This window comes from Promicromonospora xylanilytica (assembly GCF_054782895.1).
This window is the reverse complement of the sequence record NZ_BAAGRP010000001.1, coordinates 40,699-55,596: the sequence shown is the minus strand read 5'-3', so window position 1 is coordinate 55,596 and position 14,898 is coordinate 40,699. Positions and strand designations below refer to the sequence as shown.

Annotated in this window: 15 protein-coding genes and 1 tRNA gene; 9 read left to right on the top strand and 7 right to left on the bottom strand. The window is 70.5% G+C overall.

What is annotated here, in order from left to right:
* The first annotated feature begins 68 nt into the window (after positions 1–68).
* Positions 69–141: transfer RNA gene (locus ACYVK7_RS00260), tRNA-Thr, on the top strand.
* Between the two features lie 78 nt (positions 142–219).
* Here ACYVK7_RS00260 and ACYVK7_RS00255 read toward each other — a convergent pair.
* The gene (locus tag ACYVK7_RS00255) at positions 220–606 is read right to left on the bottom strand and encodes a DoxX family protein (protein ID WP_460885670.1); all 387 of its coding nucleotides are present in this window, start codon (positions 604–606) and stop codon (positions 220–222) included.
* 69 nt (positions 607–675) lie between these two features.
* Positions 676–1,518, bottom strand: a complete 843-nt coding sequence (locus ACYVK7_RS00250; protein WP_460885669.1) for an SDR family NAD(P)-dependent oxidoreductase — start codon at positions 1,516–1,518, stop codon at positions 676–678.
* Between the two features lie 114 nt (positions 1,519–1,632).
* On the opposite strand from ACYVK7_RS00250, the gene ACYVK7_RS00245 reads away from it, so the two are divergent.
* Complete coding sequence (locus tag ACYVK7_RS00245; RefSeq protein WP_460885668.1) at positions 1,633–2,241, top strand: TetR/AcrR family transcriptional regulator; 609 nt, start codon at positions 1,633–1,635, stop codon at positions 2,239–2,241.
* 29 nt (positions 2,242–2,270) lie between these two features.
* Here the strand turns inward: ACYVK7_RS00245 and ACYVK7_RS00240 are convergent, their stop codons facing one another.
* Entirely contained in the window at positions 2,271–3,788 is a 1,518-nt protein-coding gene (locus tag ACYVK7_RS00240) for a hypothetical protein (protein ID WP_460885667.1), read from the bottom strand.
* 43 nt (positions 3,789–3,831) lie between these two features.
* Positions 3,832–4,224, bottom strand: a complete 393-nt coding sequence (locus ACYVK7_RS00235) for a ribosomal maturation YjgA family protein (protein WP_460885666.1) — start codon at positions 4,222–4,224, stop codon at positions 3,832–3,834.
* Positions 4,225–4,247: 23 nt separating this feature from the next.
* Between ACYVK7_RS00235 and def the strand changes: the two genes are divergently transcribed.
* Complete coding sequence (gene def / locus ACYVK7_RS00230) at positions 4,248–4,937, top strand: peptide deformylase (protein ID WP_460885665.1); 690 nt, start codon at positions 4,248–4,250, stop codon at positions 4,935–4,937.
* Positions 4,938–4,949: 12 nt separating this feature from the next.
* On the opposite strand, the gene ACYVK7_RS00225 is transcribed toward def, so the two are convergent.
* The 3 genes from ACYVK7_RS00225 to ACYVK7_RS00215 form a co-directional block, all read right to left on the bottom strand.
* The gene (locus ACYVK7_RS00225; protein WP_460885664.1) at positions 4,950–5,528 is read right to left on the bottom strand and encodes an alpha/beta hydrolase family protein; all 579 of its coding nucleotides are present in this window, start codon (positions 5,526–5,528) and stop codon (positions 4,950–4,952) included.
* 77 nt (positions 5,529–5,605) lie between these two features.
* Positions 5,606–6,475 carry a hypothetical protein gene (locus tag ACYVK7_RS00220; protein ID WP_460885663.1) on the bottom strand — a complete coding sequence of 290 codons (870 nt, stop codon included), beginning with the start codon at positions 6,473–6,475 and terminating at the stop codon, positions 5,606–5,608.
* A 34-nt stretch (positions 6,476–6,509) separates the two neighbouring features.
* Positions 6,510–7,130, bottom strand: coding sequence for a hypothetical protein (locus tag ACYVK7_RS00215; RefSeq protein WP_460885662.1), 621 nt, complete (start codon positions 7,128–7,130; stop codon positions 6,510–6,512).
* A gap of 299 nt (positions 7,131–7,429) precedes the next feature.
* Between ACYVK7_RS00215 and ACYVK7_RS00210 the strand changes: the two genes are divergently transcribed.
* The 6 genes from ACYVK7_RS00210 (at position 7,430) to ACYVK7_RS00185 (ending at position 14,885) form a co-directional block, all read left to right on the top strand.
* On the top strand, positions 7,430–9,991 hold the full coding sequence (locus ACYVK7_RS00210; RefSeq protein ID WP_460885661.1) for an ATP-dependent Clp protease ATP-binding subunit: 2,562 nt from the start codon (positions 7,430–7,432) through the stop codon (positions 9,989–9,991).
* 324 nt (positions 9,992–10,315) lie between these two features.
* A complete protein-coding gene (locus ACYVK7_RS00205; RefSeq protein ID WP_460885660.1) occupies positions 10,316–11,362 on the top strand; it encodes a TRAP transporter substrate-binding protein in 1,047 nt (348 codons plus the stop codon).
* 23 nt (positions 11,363–11,385) lie between these two features.
* Positions 11,386–11,889 carry a TRAP transporter small permease gene (locus ACYVK7_RS00200; protein WP_460885659.1) on the top strand — a complete coding sequence of 168 codons (504 nt, stop codon included), beginning with the start codon at positions 11,386–11,388 and terminating at the stop codon, positions 11,887–11,889.
* A 14-nt stretch (positions 11,890–11,903) separates the two neighbouring features.
* On the top strand, positions 11,904–13,208 hold the full coding sequence (locus ACYVK7_RS00195) for a TRAP transporter large permease (protein WP_460885658.1): 1,305 nt from the start codon (positions 11,904–11,906) through the stop codon (positions 13,206–13,208).
* The gene (kduI, locus tag ACYVK7_RS00190; protein ID WP_460885657.1) at positions 13,178–14,077 is read left to right on the top strand and encodes a 5-dehydro-4-deoxy-D-glucuronate isomerase; all 900 of its coding nucleotides are present in this window, start codon (positions 13,178–13,180) and stop codon (positions 14,075–14,077) included. The genes ACYVK7_RS00195 and kduI overlap by 31 nt, the downstream gene beginning before the upstream one ends.
* Before the next feature lie 58 nt (positions 14,078–14,135).
* Complete coding sequence (locus ACYVK7_RS00185; protein WP_460885656.1) at positions 14,136–14,885, top strand: IclR family transcriptional regulator; 750 nt, start codon at positions 14,136–14,138, stop codon at positions 14,883–14,885.
* Positions 14,886–14,898: the final 13 nt, after the last annotated feature.

The window sequence follows — 14,898 nt, the reverse complement described above, 5'->3', positions numbered from 1 at the left end:
TGGGCCTTCCATTGGGTACAGTGAGGGCCGCTCACCGATCCGGTTCGTAACGGCTCGCGGTGCGCAACGCCGCCTTAGCTCAGTCGGTAGAGCGTCTCACTCGTAATGAGAAGGTCGCGAGTTCGATTCTCGCAGGCGGCTCCGTACGTCAAAGGCCCGGAACCTCAACGGTTCCGGGCCTTCTTGCGTACCAGGCGGCGCGGCTCGCGGCCGGCCGGGTCAGCCCGCGAACGCCTCCGGACCGAAGCGGCCCCACGCCACGAAGGCGATCAGGACCAGGTAGGTCAGGTCCACCAGCATGAGCTTGTACTCGCGCCGGCTCAGCCGGGTGACCGCCGCGCCGACCATGATCATCGCGAGCCCCAGCGCCGCCAGCGGCACCAGGTCGGGCGCGAAGCCGAGCACGGCGGGCAGGACCAGGCCGAGCCCGCCCAGCACCTCGAAGGCGCCGATGAGCTTGATGCTGCGGGGCTTGAAGTCCTCGACCCAGCCGGCGGCCGGCCCCGTCGCGGCGATCCTCTCCTTGCTCGCGATGATCTTGAGCCCACCGCTGCCCACGTAGACGACGGCGAGCAGCCCGGCGACGACCCACAGGGCGATGTTCATACGGTTCTCCTTGGAGCCGGGGTGACTGTTCGTTCCGCCGACGACGCAGGACCCTGGTGTGTGACTCCCCTAGCTCTGCGGCGCCGGAACCGCCTCCTCCGCGGCGCGGCTGACGGCCTCCCACTCCTGCCAGGTCCGGCGCCGTTCGTCGGTGACAGCGAACGCAGTGTCGTACGCCGTGCCGCCGAGCAGGAGCCGGCGCGGCGGGTGCGCGCTGGCGACCAGCTCGAGGATCGCCTCGGCGGCGCGCTTCGGGTCGCTGTCCACGCTGTTCTCCGCGAACTGCGCTGCCAGCCGCTCGCGCAGACCGTCGTACTCCGGCAGCGGTGCCGCGGTGTCCATGGCGGTGTACAGGTCGGTCCAGTAACCGCCGGGCTGCACGATCGTGACGTCGACGCCGAAGTCGGCGAGCTCGTGCGCGACGGCCTCGCTCAGGCCCTCGAGCGCGAACTTGCTCGCGCTGTACAGGCCGGTGCCCGCGAAGCCGGCCAGGCCGCCGATGCTGGAGATCTGGACGAGGTGGCCGGACCCCTGCCGGCGGAGTACTGGTGCCACCGCCTGGGTTACCCACACGGCGCCGAAGAAGTTGGTCTCCAGCTGGGCGCGCACCTGCGCCTCGGTGAACTCCTCGACGAACCCGTACGACATGGTCCCGGCGTTGTTGACCACGATGTCGAGCCGGCCGAAGGTCTCGACGGCCTGCTCGACCGCGGACCGCACCGCGGCAGGGTCGCGCACGTCCGCGGTGATCTGGAGCAGGCCGGCCCGGGCGTCATCCTCCCTCGTCGTGCGGGACACCGCCGCGACCCGGTCGCCCCTGTCGAGGGCCGCGTCGGCGAAGGCCCGGCCCAGGCCGCGGCTCGCTCCGGTGATGAACCAGGTGCGGGAGCTGGTGGTGGGTCGATCGGTCATAGGTGCTTCACCTTCCCCCTTTGTCGAGACGGTGCGTCTCGACAACAACTCTGACGCGGCGTTCATGGTTTGTCAATACGCAACGTCTCGTCTCTTAGGCGTTAGGCTTCCCGCATGCCGACCGCACAGCCGTCGTCCACCGGGCGCCGCCGCAACCCCGCCACCCGCGCGGCGATCCTCACCACGACCTTCGACGTCGTCGCTGAGCTCGGCTACGCGCGGCTGACCATCGAGAAGGTGGCCGCCAAGGCCGGCGTCGGCAAGCAGACGATCTACCGCTGGTGGCCGAACAAGGGCTCGCTGGTGCTCGACGCCGTGCTCGAGCGCTCGCTGGGGCCGGGGGAGCCCGTCGGGCTGCCCGACACCGGGGACCTCGAGGAGGACCTGACGGCGGTGCTGGTCGCGACGGTCGAAGAGTTCGCGGACCCCGCGTTCGACCGTGCGCTGCGCGGTCTCACCGCGGCGATCATCGAGGACGAGGAGCTCAGCCGGGCCTACCGCGAGCGGCTGGACGAGCCGATGCGCGAGCTCAAGAGGCGGCGGCTCCGCCAGGCGCAAGCTGCCGGCCAGCTCGACGCCGATGTCGACCTGGACCTGGCCGTCGACCTGGTCTTCGCGCCGGTCACCCGGCGCTGGACGGAGCGGTCCGGAGACCTGACCCCTGCCGGTGTGCGGGCGATCGTCCGGCACGCGCTGCACGGATTGTCGGCGTCGGGCGCCTGACGGCGGACCGGAGGCAGCCGCGCGCCGCGTCAGCCCTCGGGACCGGCCGACGGCGGGGCGCAGGCGCGATCGACCAGCTCCCGGACCGCCGGGGGTCGCACGCTGAGCCTCTGCTCCGGTGGCGAGTCCGCCGCCCGGACGCCGGCGACCTCGTACGGCGTGCCCTCGAAGGCTGCGACCAGGTCCGCGACGCCCTCGTCGCACTCGACCCGGACCGGGCAGGTCGCCTGCTCAGGGCCCGTGACGTTGCACCCGTTCCAGTCCAGGTCGCCGACCCTCGCGAGGTCTTGGCCCGCTGCCCACTCCCGGAGCGAGACGTCCCACTGGCACCAGGGATCGTCCGCCAGGCAGTCGGCCGCCGTCGACTTGTCCGCGTCCGGGTCGGCGGACGTCGCCTCGCCATCGGTGCGAGACATCGACCAGGCGGCTCCGGCGATCACCGCCACGATTGCCACGGCGGCCAGGACGAGCCGGCCGCTTCGGGGGCGAGCCGCCGTGGCCCCATCCTTCTCGGACTCCTGTCGCGTCGTCATCCCCCTGACGAGCAGGGCGGCCAGCCACAGCGTCGCGGCCACGAGCACCGTGACCGCGAGCCGCGCCGCCAGCTGGTCGCCCGGGAGGTGGTCGTCGATGACCGACATCGTGATAGCGATGAGGAGCGTCACGCCGACGAGGAACGCGAGCGTCAGTCCGACGACCCACAGCGGGCCGCGTTGCCGCCGCTTCCTCGCCTGGCCGGGCGACCAGTAGGGGCTCGGACGGTCGGGCACGTCCTCCTCGTACCGCGCTCCGAGACCGCTCGGGCGCGGCTCCGTGACGAGAACCGCGTCGGCACACGCGACGAGCTCCTCGGCGAGCGCGAACGCCTCCGCGACGCGGCCCGGCGTGCCGGTCTCGAGCGGGCGGCTGCCGAACAGCGTGAGCTCGTCGCCCGACACCTCGACCGTGTACGGCCCCGCGAGCGCCGTGAGCCGCTCGTGGAGCTCCGGCGTGATCAGCTCGCCCTCGTGCGGTTCACGGGATGCCGGGCCGGCCAGCCGCGCGCGGAGGAACATCTCAGGCCGGTTGGTCCGCGTGACGCTGACACCGAGCGGCGACGGCACGGCGACGGGCGCCTGGATGCGGAAGCGGTCGCCCACCTCGACAAAGCTGCTCGTCCTGGTCCGGGCGCTCTGGTGGACGATGTGGGAGCCGTCGGCGAACTGGCTGCCCGCGTAGTGCGGTGCGGCCGTGGCGCGCACCAGCACCAGGCCGTTGGCCCGTGCGAAGACGCCGAACGCGCCGTCTGACCCCGCCTTGTGGAGTGTGCTGCCCACCACCCACAGGCCGCAGGCGAGCAGCATCCCCAGGAACACCAGCGCGCCGACGTCGGTGGCGCTGCCGGTGGCGATCAGTGCGGCGAGCACGATGCCGGGAACGACGACGAGGAGGACGCCGAGGGTGGCCCCCATGACCGCCAGGCTGCTGGTCCCGACGGTCCGCAGCCGGTCGCCGAGCCCGACGTGCCCGGACAGCCGGCTGTAGTCGAGGTGTCGTGATCGGGTCAACGTACTGTGCTCCTCCGGGTGATGGCTCGCTGCCCGCAGCCTGTCAGGTTCCGGTGCGAGCCGCGCGCGCCGCCCGGACCAGCACCCATCCCAGCGCCGCCCCGACCGCGTAGAACGGCAGGTCCGGCGCGTTGAAGGTGGTGCCGAGCACGAGTCGCGCGAGCGCGCTGTGGGCACCGAGCTCGGCGGGGATCCCGGTGAGCTGGAAGAGCTCGACCGCCGCGCTCACCGCGAACGCCACCACCGCGGCCGCCCCGGCGCGCGTGCGTGGCGCCACGACGAGCACGAGCCAGAAGATCAGCAGCGCGTAGAGCGCGTCACCCGCGTACTTCGCCGGATCGCCGCCGAGCACCGACCGCACGGACAGCCCGGCGGCCACGGTCAGCACAGCCGCGGCGGCGGGGCCCGCGGCGTCACGGATCGGCGTGGACCACATGCGACGAAGGTACTCTCTGTGCCATGGCATGGACCCGCGCCCGGCGGCGCAAGCCCGTCACCTATCTGCTCGGAGAACCGGTCGAGGAGTACCCGGCGACAGCCCCTGAGGTGGGCCGTGGCCGCGTGCTGCGCATCACCGAGATCGGGGAGCCGGTGCTGCACAACCCGGCCCGGACCGTCGAGAAGTTCTCGACCCCCGAGCTCGCCCGGCTGATCGACGACATGTTCGCGACCATGGAGTCGGCCCAGGGGGTCGGCCTCGCTGCTCCGCAGGTGGGCGTGGACCTCCGCGTGTTCGTGTACGACCTCACGGACTCGTCGGGCGACCGGCACGTCGGGCACGTGGTGAACCCGGTGCTCGAGATGGACCTCGAGGCCGAGCCGGAGACCGAGGAGGAGGGCTGCCTCTCCGTGGTCGGCGCGTACGAGCCGCTGGAACGCCCCGGAGCGGCCACGGTGCGCGGCGTCGACCAGCACGGTGGGCCGGTGCAGCTGTCGGGCACGGGCTACCTGGCGCGCTGTCTCATCCACGAGTCGCAGCACCTCGACGGCGTCCTGTACTGGGACCACCTGAGCACCGATCTCCAGGCGGACGCCCTGGAGCAGCGGGACGAGGAGCGGGACGGCATCATCGCGGAGCGTCGCGAGATCGCCATCGAGCTGGACAAGACCCCGCCGGAGTACCCGGCCAAGCCGGCCGGCGGTCGCTGACCTCCGTCGCCCTCACAACGAGGTGGCCCACTCCGCGACGGCGCGGGCCACCGCCTGCTGCCGCTCGGCGCCGCGCATGTCGTGCGCTCCGGGCAGCGTCACCGTGGTGACCGGCCCTGGGATCGTCGCGACGTGCTCGGCGAGCTCGTCGGGGGTGCCGAACTGGTCCTTGTCCCCGGACACGAACAGCGTGGGCACCTCGATCTGTCCGAAGTGCTCCACCCGGAGCTTCTCCGGCCGCCCCGGCGGGTGCAGCGGATAGCTGAGCAGCACCAGACCGGCGGCGGGCAGGCCCTCGGCCACGGCCATCGAGCACATCCGCCCGCCGTACGACCGTCCGCCGAGGAGCAGCCGGCCGGTCGGGACGCCGAGCTCGTCCGCCCAGCCGGTGGCCTCGGCCCGCAGATGCGCGACGGCGACCGGCGCCCGGTCCGGCATGCGCCGCCCCTCGAGGCGGTACGGGAAGTCGGTGCGGCGTACGGGCAGCGGTGGCGTGGCGTCGGACAGGGCCTGCTCGACGGCGACGAGGGCCGGGCTGTCACGGTTCGCGCCCGCGCCGGGGGTGAGCAGGAGGCCTGCGGGTGTGGTCACCCACCCAGTCTGCCCTCGGCGGCCGGATCGGGCCCCGCAGCCACGTCCCCTGGGCGGGTCGGGTGAGGCGACGCAGGTCAGGTGAGGCGACGCCAGAGCAGCAGCAGGCCGCCGGTGGTCAGCAGCGCGCCACTGCCGAGCACGGCCACCCAGCCGAGCGGGGTGGTGACCTCGTCGTCCCCGGCCGAGACCACCCGTGGCTCCGCGCCCTGCTGCTCGATCATGCCCTGCATGAGCGCCACGTCCGGCGATGTGGCGGAGGTCGAGGGGCTCGGCGTGCCGGAGGCGGACGGGGACGCACTGGGCGTGGGGGTCGGCGTCGGTGTCGGCGTCGGTTCGGGCGCGGAGCGGGGCGTCGGCGCGGCGGAGGGGGCCGGCGCGGCGGCCGAGGCCCGCGGTCGCGCCCGCTCCGGCCGCTGCTCGCGCTCCTGCGCAGGCTCCGATGTCGCGACCGGTGCCTGCGCCGGCTTGTCGGCCTTCGTGGCGGTCGGGGTCGGCGTGGGCGTCGAGGTCTCGGCTGGCTGGCCGGCCGTGCACGCGGTGCTGCCCTCCGACTCGTGCCAGCTGCCCGCGTCCTCGACCTCGACCCACACCACGCAGTAACCGTCCGGGTAGGCCCGCCGGGCCTCCCAGAACATGGTCCAGCCGTGGTTCTGCTCGTCCCGGGTGAGGTCGCGGGAGTACGCCTGCGCTCCGCGCCGCGCCCCCGCGGGCCGGACCACGTAGGCGACCTCGTCGCTCTCGCTGCCTCGCTGGAAGGCGACGCCGTCGGCGTTGACCCAGATGTCGTCCTGCGAGCGCTCGGCGGCGGCGGCATGCTGCCCGGCCACGGTGCCGGTCAGGGCGAGCAGCGTCGCCAGGAGCACGACGAGCGGGGCGGTGCGTCGTGCCGGGGCGTTGCGTACCGTCGGCCGCGGCGGCGCGGCGGAGGTAGTGGCGCGTGTCACGGCGGCGATCCTACCGCCGCCCCGGGCGGGCCGGTCAGAAGCGCGGCCCTTCCTCGCCGTGCAGGAGGTTGCGGATGGGCCGCGTGATGACGTCCATGCGGTCCACCAGGTCAGAGGGGCCGGTCACGACGACGGCCCGGTCGGCGGCCGGGGCGTACACGGCGGTCACGCCGCGCACGGTGACGCGCATGCAGCGCTTGCTCGTCCCGTCGACGCGGAACTGACGGGTCTCGCACGGCACGTCGTCGACCTCGGCGACGATCGCCCGCATCGCGCTGCGGTAGTCCTGGTACGACTCGGCCATCTGGGCCACGTCGACGATCTCCGGCGGCGCGGCCGGGTCGACGTCGGCGTGGAGCGGTGCGACGAGAGCGCCGCTGCAGGCGGCGCGGACGATGTCCTCGATCTGTGCCGGTGTCGCGGGCACGCGGAGGGTCTCGACCTCGACCGTCTCGCCGGAGAACGTGCGATACGAGCGCAGGAAGCGTTCCTCGGTGGGGTCCGCGCTGCCGGAGACGCCGGTGACCTCCTCCTCGACCAGGTCGAGTCCCCAGGTCAGCGGGTCGTCCACCTCGCCGACGACGCCCGAGAAACGCGCGAAGCGCGCGACGATCTGCTCCCAGGACTCGGGGGTCGGGCTCGGTTCGTCCGCCATGTGGCCTCCCGGGGCGGGTGCTGGTCTGACACCGAGACTGCCGGGTGCGGGGTGAGGCGTCAACGACCTCCACCAGAATCGGCCCGGAATCAGCCCGGACTCGCCGCCAACTGGCTGTGCCCGGGCGTGTCGCCGCCGCTGGGGTTTGCCGCACCCCCCGGCGGGGCCGGACATCGTCACGCCCCTGGCGAACATGGGCATCAACCGGCCCATGGTCGCGTTGTGAGCGCATAGAGTCGTTGCGGTCAGGCCTGGTACCGCCGGTGGCAGGTGCCCGCCGCCCGCGTGAGGAGCAGCACATGTTCGAGAGATTTACGGATCGCGCCCGTCGGGTCGTCGTCCTCGCCCAAGAAGAGGCGCGGATGCTGAACCACAACTACATCGGCACGGAGCACATTCTGCTCGGCCTCATCCACGAGGGTGAGGGTGTAGCGGCCAAGGCGCTCGAGTCGCTGGGAATCTCGCTCGACGGCGTCCGCACACAGGTCACCGAGATCATCGGTGAGGGGCAGCAGGCGCCGAGCGGGCACATCCCGTTCACGCCGCGTGCCAAGAAGGTGCTTGAGCTGTCGCTCCGCGAGGCGCTGCAGCTCGGCCACAACTACATCGGTACCGAGCACATCCTGCTCGGCCTCATCCGCGAGGGTGAGGGCGTCGCCGCACAGGTGCTCACCAAGATGGGTGCCGACCTGAACAAGGTGCGTCAGCAGGTCATCCAGCTGCTGAGCGGCTACCAGGGCAAGGAGCCCGTCTCCGCCGGTGGCCCCCAGGAGGGTCAGCCCGCCGGCTCGGCGGTGCTCGACCAGTTCGGCCGCAACCTCACCCAGGCCGCCCGCGAGGGCAAGCTGGATCCGGTCATCGGCCGTACGCAGGAGATCGAGCGGGTCATGCAGGTCCTGTCCCGCCGCACCAAGAACAACCCGGTGCTGATCGGCGAGCCCGGCGTCGGCAAGACGGCCGTCGTCGAAGGCCTGGCACAGGACATCGTCAAGGGCGATGTCCCGGAGACGCTGAAGGACAAGCAGCTCTACACGCTGGACCTCGGTGCGCTGGTCGCCGGTTCGCGCTACCGCGGTGACTTCGAGGAGCGCCTCAAGAAGGTGCTCAAGGAGATCCGTACGCGTGGCGACATCATCCTGTTCATCGACGAGATCCACACCCTGGTGGGTGCGGGTGCCGCCGAGGGCGCGATAGACGCCGCCTCCATCCTGAAGCCCATGCTGGCCCGTGGCGAGCTGCAGACCATCGGTGCCACCACGCTCGACGAGTACCGCAAGTACGTCGAGAAGGACCCGGCCCTGGAGCGTCGTTTCCAGCCGATCCAGGTCTCCGAGCCGTCGCTCGAGCACGCCATCGAGATCCTCAAGGGCCTGCGCGACCGCTACGAGGCGCACCACCGCGTGTCCATCACGGACTCCGCGCTGGTCTCCGCCGCCACGCTCGCCGACCGGTACATCAACGACCGGTTCCTGCCGGACAAGGCGATCGACCTGATCGACGAGGCCGGCGCACGTCTGCGCATCCGTCGCATGACGGCGCCGCCGGAGCTCAAGGAGCTCGACGAGAACATCGCCGAGGCGCGCCGCGAGAAGGAGTCGGCGATCGACGAGCAGGACTTCGAGAAGGCCGCCGGGCTGCGTGACAAGGAGAAGCAGCTCACGCAGGTCCGTGCGGACAAGGAGAAGGCCTGGAAGTCGGGCGACCTCGACACGGTCGCAGAGGTGGACGACGAGCTGATCGCCGAGGTGCTGGCGATGTCCACGGGCATCCCCGTCGTCAAGCTCACCGAGGAGGAGTCCAGCAGGCTCCTCAACATGGAGGCGGAGATCCACAAGCGGGTCGTCGGCCAGGAGGCGGCGATCAAGGCGCTGTCGCAGGCCATCCGCCGTACCCGTGCCGGACTCAAGGACCCGAAGCGTCCCGGTGGCTCGTTCATCTTCGCCGGCCCCACGGGTGTCGGTAAGACCGAGCTCGCGAAGGCGCTCGCCGAGTTCCTGTTCGGTGACGACGACGCCCTGATCCAGCTCGACATGTCCGAGTTCTCGGAGAAGCACACGGTCTCGCGCCTGTTCGGCTCCCCGCCCGGATACGTCGGCTACGACGAGGGTGGTCAGCTCACCGAGAAGGTGCGGCGCAAGCCGTTCTCCGTCGTGCTGTTCGACGAGGTGGAGAAGGCGCACGCCGACATCTTCAACTCGCTGCTGCAGGTGCTCGAGGACGGTCGCCTCACCGACTCGCAGGGTCGGGTGGTCGACTTCAAGAACACCGTCATCATCATGACCACCAACCTGGGCACGCGGGACATCGCCAAGGGCGTCCAGACCGGCTTCAACGCCGGCGGCGACCTGGTGACCTCCTACGAGCGCATGAAGGCAAAGGTCAACGAGGAGCTCAAGCAGCACTTCCGGCCCGAGTTCCTCAACCGTGTCGACGACACGATCGTGTTCCCGCAGCTCTCGCAGGACGAGATCATCCAGATCGTCGACCTGGAGATCGCGAAGCTCGACCGTCGTATGCGCGACCGGGACATGGGCCTCGAGCTCACGCCCGCCGCCAAGCACCTGCTGGCGGAGAAGGGCTACGACCCGGTGCTCGGAGCCCGTCCGCTCAAGCGGGCCATCCAGCGGGAGATCGAGGACACGCTGTCCGAGAAGATCCTGTTCGGCGAGCTCACGGCTGGTCAGCTGGTGATCATCGACGGCGAGGGCGAGGGCATCCTCGGCGAGTTCACGTTCCGCGGTGTGGAGCGCGACGAGCGTCGTCGGCCGGTCGAGGCCGAGCCCCAGTCGGTGCCCGCGGGCGCCGGGCTGGTGCCGCGCGACCTGCCGCCGTCGGGCCAGATGGCAGCCGGCGGAGCGTGACAGCCGCCTCGTAGTCCTCCGACTGCAACAAAGGCCCGGTCTACCCCGAGCAGGGGTGACCGGGCCTTTGGCGTGCCCGGTGGCGGGCCGGCTGCTCGACCCGTGGTCGGCAGAACGTCAGGTGATCGGCAGCCCGGGTTGCCGATCACCTGACGTTCTACCGACCACATCGCCCCGGGCCCGGGCCCCGGGCCCTGGGCCCCCGGCCCGGGCTGGTTTGACAGAGCTCCCATCGAGATGGTTCCGTACAACAGAACTCAGTTCCGCTAGACGGATCAAGGCACCGATGAACGTCCCGCTCGATGTTGAGCAGAAGGAGAAGCGATGAGGCTCAAGAAGATGGCTGCCGTCGGTACGGCGGCGCTCGTGGCCGTGGCACTCACGGCCTGTGGCGGTGGCTTCGAGGCCCCCGCCGAGGGGAGCGCCGAGTCCTCCGGCGGTGCCGGGGCTCCGGAGGCCGAGACGACCTTCAAGGTCGCCTTCAACCAGAATGCCGACCAGCCTGAGGCCGTCGCGATGACCAACCTCGGTGAGCGGCTGGCGGAGCGGACCGATGGCCGGTACACGCTCGAGGTCTTCCCGAACGAGACCCTGGGCGCCCAGAAGGACACCGTGGAGCTGGTCCAGGCCGGAACCGTGGACTTCGCGCTCGTGGCCGGGTCGCTGCTGGAGAACTTCAACCCGGACTTCGTCGCGCTGAACCTGCCGTACGTGTACGACTCGCAGGAGCACCAGGAGGCCGTGCTCAACGACCCGGCGATCACCGAGGACCTGTACACCTCGATCGAGGACCAGAACATCCGGGTGCTCGGTGGCTTCTCCGCCGGGACCCGCAGCGTCTACAACTCGTCGCACCCGATCGAGAAGCCCGAGGACCTCGCCGGTCTCAAGATCCGGGTCATGGAGTCGGACACGAACACGCGCATGCTCGAGCTCATGGGCGGCACCGGTACGCCGATGGGCCAGGGCGAGGTCTACACCGCCATCCAGTCCGGCGTGCTCGACGGTGGCGAGAACAACGAGTCGATCTACGCGAACCTCAAGCACGACGAGGTGGCGCCGTACTACTCGTACACCAAGCACCTCATGATCCCGGACCTGCTCATCACGAGCCCCGAGATCTTCGACTCGATGTCCGAGGAGGACCGCGCGGTGTTCCTCGAGGAGCTCCAGGCGGCGTTCGACGAGTCCAGCGAGCTCACGACCGAGGTCATGGCCGAGAGCCAGGCGGCAGCCGAGGAGGCCGGCGCCGAGTTCAACGAGCCGGACGTCGCGCCCTTCCGCGAGGCCGTCAAGCCGCTCCTCGACGAGAAGCTGACCACCGACACCGCGAGGGACCTGTACGACAGCGTCCGCGCGGCCGCCGAGTGACCCGGCGCTGAGGAGCTCGAGCGATGACATACGCCAAGCGAGGTCTTGACGTCGCGCTGCGGTGGTTGTGCATCGGGCTGTTCGCGGCCCTGGTGCTCATCGTGGTGTGGCAGGTCTTCTCCCGACAGGTGCTGAACGCGCCGAGCACCTGGTCCGAGGAGCTCGCCAAGTACGTCTTCATCTGGCTCGGGCTCTTCGGCGCAGCCCTCGTCTTCGGCGAGCGGGGCCACATCGCGGTCGACGCCCTGGTCCGCAAGCTGCCCGAGCGCGTGCAGCGCTGGAACGCCGTGCTGGGCCAGATCGTGATCGCGGTCTTCGCCGTCCTGGTGCTCGTCTACGGCGGGTGGCAGGTCTCGGAGCTCGCCTGGAACCAGAGCATGCCAGGGCTGCCGCTGAAGGTGGGCTGGCTGTACCTGGCGCTGCCCCTCTCGGGCGTGCTGGTGCTCTTCTACACCGTCTACCACCTGGTGGCCGTCGTGCGGGGCGTGGAGAACGCCACCGCCGACGGCGACCCGGAAGTCATCTGAGGAGGCCTGGACACATGGAGGTAGCTGCACTCGCCGGGCTCGTCCTGGTGGTAGGAATCGTTGTCCTGCTCGTGCTGGGGGTCCCGGTCTCCGTGGCGGTGGGTACGTCGGCCGCGGCCGCCGCGATCACCGCGCTCGGCTTCGACAACGGTCTGCTGACGTCCGCGCAGCAGATGTTCCGTGGCATCAACAACTTCTCGCTGCTGGCGATCCCGTTCTTCGTGCTCGCCGGCGTGATCATGAACAACGGCGGGATCGCCCTACGGCTCGTCAACTTCGCCAAGATGCTGGTCGGACGCACCCCCGGGTCGCTCGCCCAGACGAACGTCGCCGCCAACGCCATGTTCGGCGCGGTCTCCGGGTCCGCGGTGGCCTCGGTCGCCGCCGTCGGCTCCACGATGGGTCCGCTGCAGGCCAAGGAGGGCTACCCGAAGGACTTCGCCGCCGCCACCAACATCGCGTCGGCCCCGTCGGGAATGATCATCCCGCCGAGCAACCTGATGATCGTGTACTCGCTGGTCTCCAGCACGTCGATCGCGGCACTGTTCGTCGCCGGCTACCTGCCCGGCACCCTGTGGGCCCTGGTCTGCATGGCGATCGTCTACCTGTACGCACGCAAGCGGCCGGAGCTGCGCGTCACCGAGCGACTGTCCCTCGCGGCGGCATTGCGCGTGGCGCTCGAGGCGATCCCGGCGCTGCTGCTGATCGTCATCGTGATCGGCGGGATCCTCGTGGGCTTCTTCACCCCCACCGAGGCGTCGTGCATCGCGGTCGTCTACTCGCTGGTGCTCTCGTTCGTCTACCGGGCGATCAAGGTCCGCGAGCTGCCCGGCATCCTGCTCGAGTCCTCCCGGACCACGGCGATCGTGATGTTCCTCGTGGGCGTCTCCGCCGCGATGTCCTGGGTGATGTCGTTCGCGCAGATCCCGCAGCTCGTCACCGACGGGCTGCTGTCGGTCACGAGCAACCCGTACGTGCTGATCGTCCTCATCGCCGTGCTGCTGCTCCTCATCGGCTGCTTCATGGACCCGACGCCGGCGGTGCTGATCTTCGCGCCCATCTTCCTGCCCGTCGTCACGGCGTTCGGGATGGACCCCGTGCACTTCGGCATCTTCATCGTCATGGCCCTGTCGATCGGCACCATCACGCCGCCCGTCGGCCCGGTCCTGTTCGTCGGGGCCCGTGTCTCCGGGATGTCGATCGAGAGCATCATGCGGCGCATGATCCCGTTCTTCGTAGCCCTCGTGGTGCTGCTGATCGTGGTCGCCATGACCCCGGCGCTCTCGATGTGGCTCCCCACCCTTCTCGGGCTCGTCTAGCCCGTCACTCTGCCCAAGGAGGCATTCAGTTGGAACAGCGATACGCCACCGCACCCGACCAGGTTCCCAGGATGACGACGGAAGAGCTGCGGGACCGCTACCTCGTCCCCGAGCTCTTCGTCGACGACGAGATCCGTACCGTCTACACGCACCACGACCGGGTGGTCCTCGGCGGTATCAGCCCCGTCTCGGCACCGCTGACCCTGCCGGGGTACCCCGAGATCCGCTCGGAGCAGTTCTTCGAGCACCGCGAGGCGGGCATCGTCAACGTGGGCGGCACCGGCACCATCACGGTGGACGGCACCGAGCACCGGCTGGAGCACGGCGCCTGCCTCTACGTGGGACGGGGAGCCGTCGACGTCGTGCTCGCCTCCGACGAGCCGACGGCGGAGGCAGGGCCCGCGCGGTTCTACCTCTTCTCCGCGCCGGCGCACACCGCCTACCCGACCACGCTCGTCGCCCCGGGCCAGGGCACGGTGCGCGAGCTGGGCGACCCGCTCACGTCCAACCGCCGCACACTCAACCAGTACATCCACGAGAACGGCGTGCGGTCGTGCCAGGTGGTCATGGGGGTCACCACGCTGCACCCCGGTTCCATGTGGAACACGATGCCCGCGCACACCCACGACCGGCGCACCGAGTGCTACCTGTACTTCGACCTGCCGGAGGAGGCCCGCGTCATCCACATCATGGGCGAGCCCACCGAGACCCGGCACATCGTCATCGGTGACCGGGAGGCCGTGATCTCACCCAGCTGGTCGGTGCACTCGGGGGTCGGTACCGCCGCATACTCCTTCGTGTGGGCCATGGCGGGTGAGAACCAGGCGTTCGACGACATGGACGGATTCGCCGTCTCTACGATGCGGTGACGGCCATGCGCTGACGGCCATGCTGTGACGACGGTGCGGTGACGACGAGGAGACAGTGATGAGCGAGGCGACGACGGCCAGCGAGAAGACACTGATGGTGCTCGAGGCGGCGATGACGCACGAGCGGTTCAGCGAGATCGTGGCCGCGGTGCACCTGCCCAAGGCGACGGTGCACCGGATCCTCGCGACGCTCGTCGACCGCGACTTCATCAGGGTGGCCGACGGCGGCGCGTACGTCCCGGGCCCCAAGGTCCTGTCGCTCGCCGGCGTCGCCTACGACCGGGTGGACATCTCGACGATCGTCCAGCCGTACATCGACGACCTGGTGCGCCGCGTGCAGTGCACCGTGCACGTCGGGGTACGCAGCGGCGACGAGATCATCTACCTGGTCCGCACGGACTCCGACAAGCCGTACCGGATGCCGTCGCGGGTCGGTGCCGCGATCCCGCTGCACACCTCGGCGATCGGCAAGTCGATCCTCGCCCGGCTCGACGACGACGAGATCGAACGCTTCGTCAACCGGGCCGGGCTCGCGCGCCGGACCGCGCGCACCCTGACCACCCTGGAAGACCTGCGCGCCGAGCTCGCCGACATCCGCGAGGACGGCCACGCGTTCGACCGCGAGGAGAACGTGCCCGGCGTCGTCTGCATCGGCACGGCCATCAGCGACCACACGGGGCACTCCAACTACGGGCTGTCGATCTCCTCGCTCGCGCTCGAGCACACGGAGGAACAGCTCGCCGCGATGTCCGGCGACCTGTGCAAGACGGCCACCGACATCACCCACGCACTCGGGGGCGACCGGTAGGGCACCGTGTGCC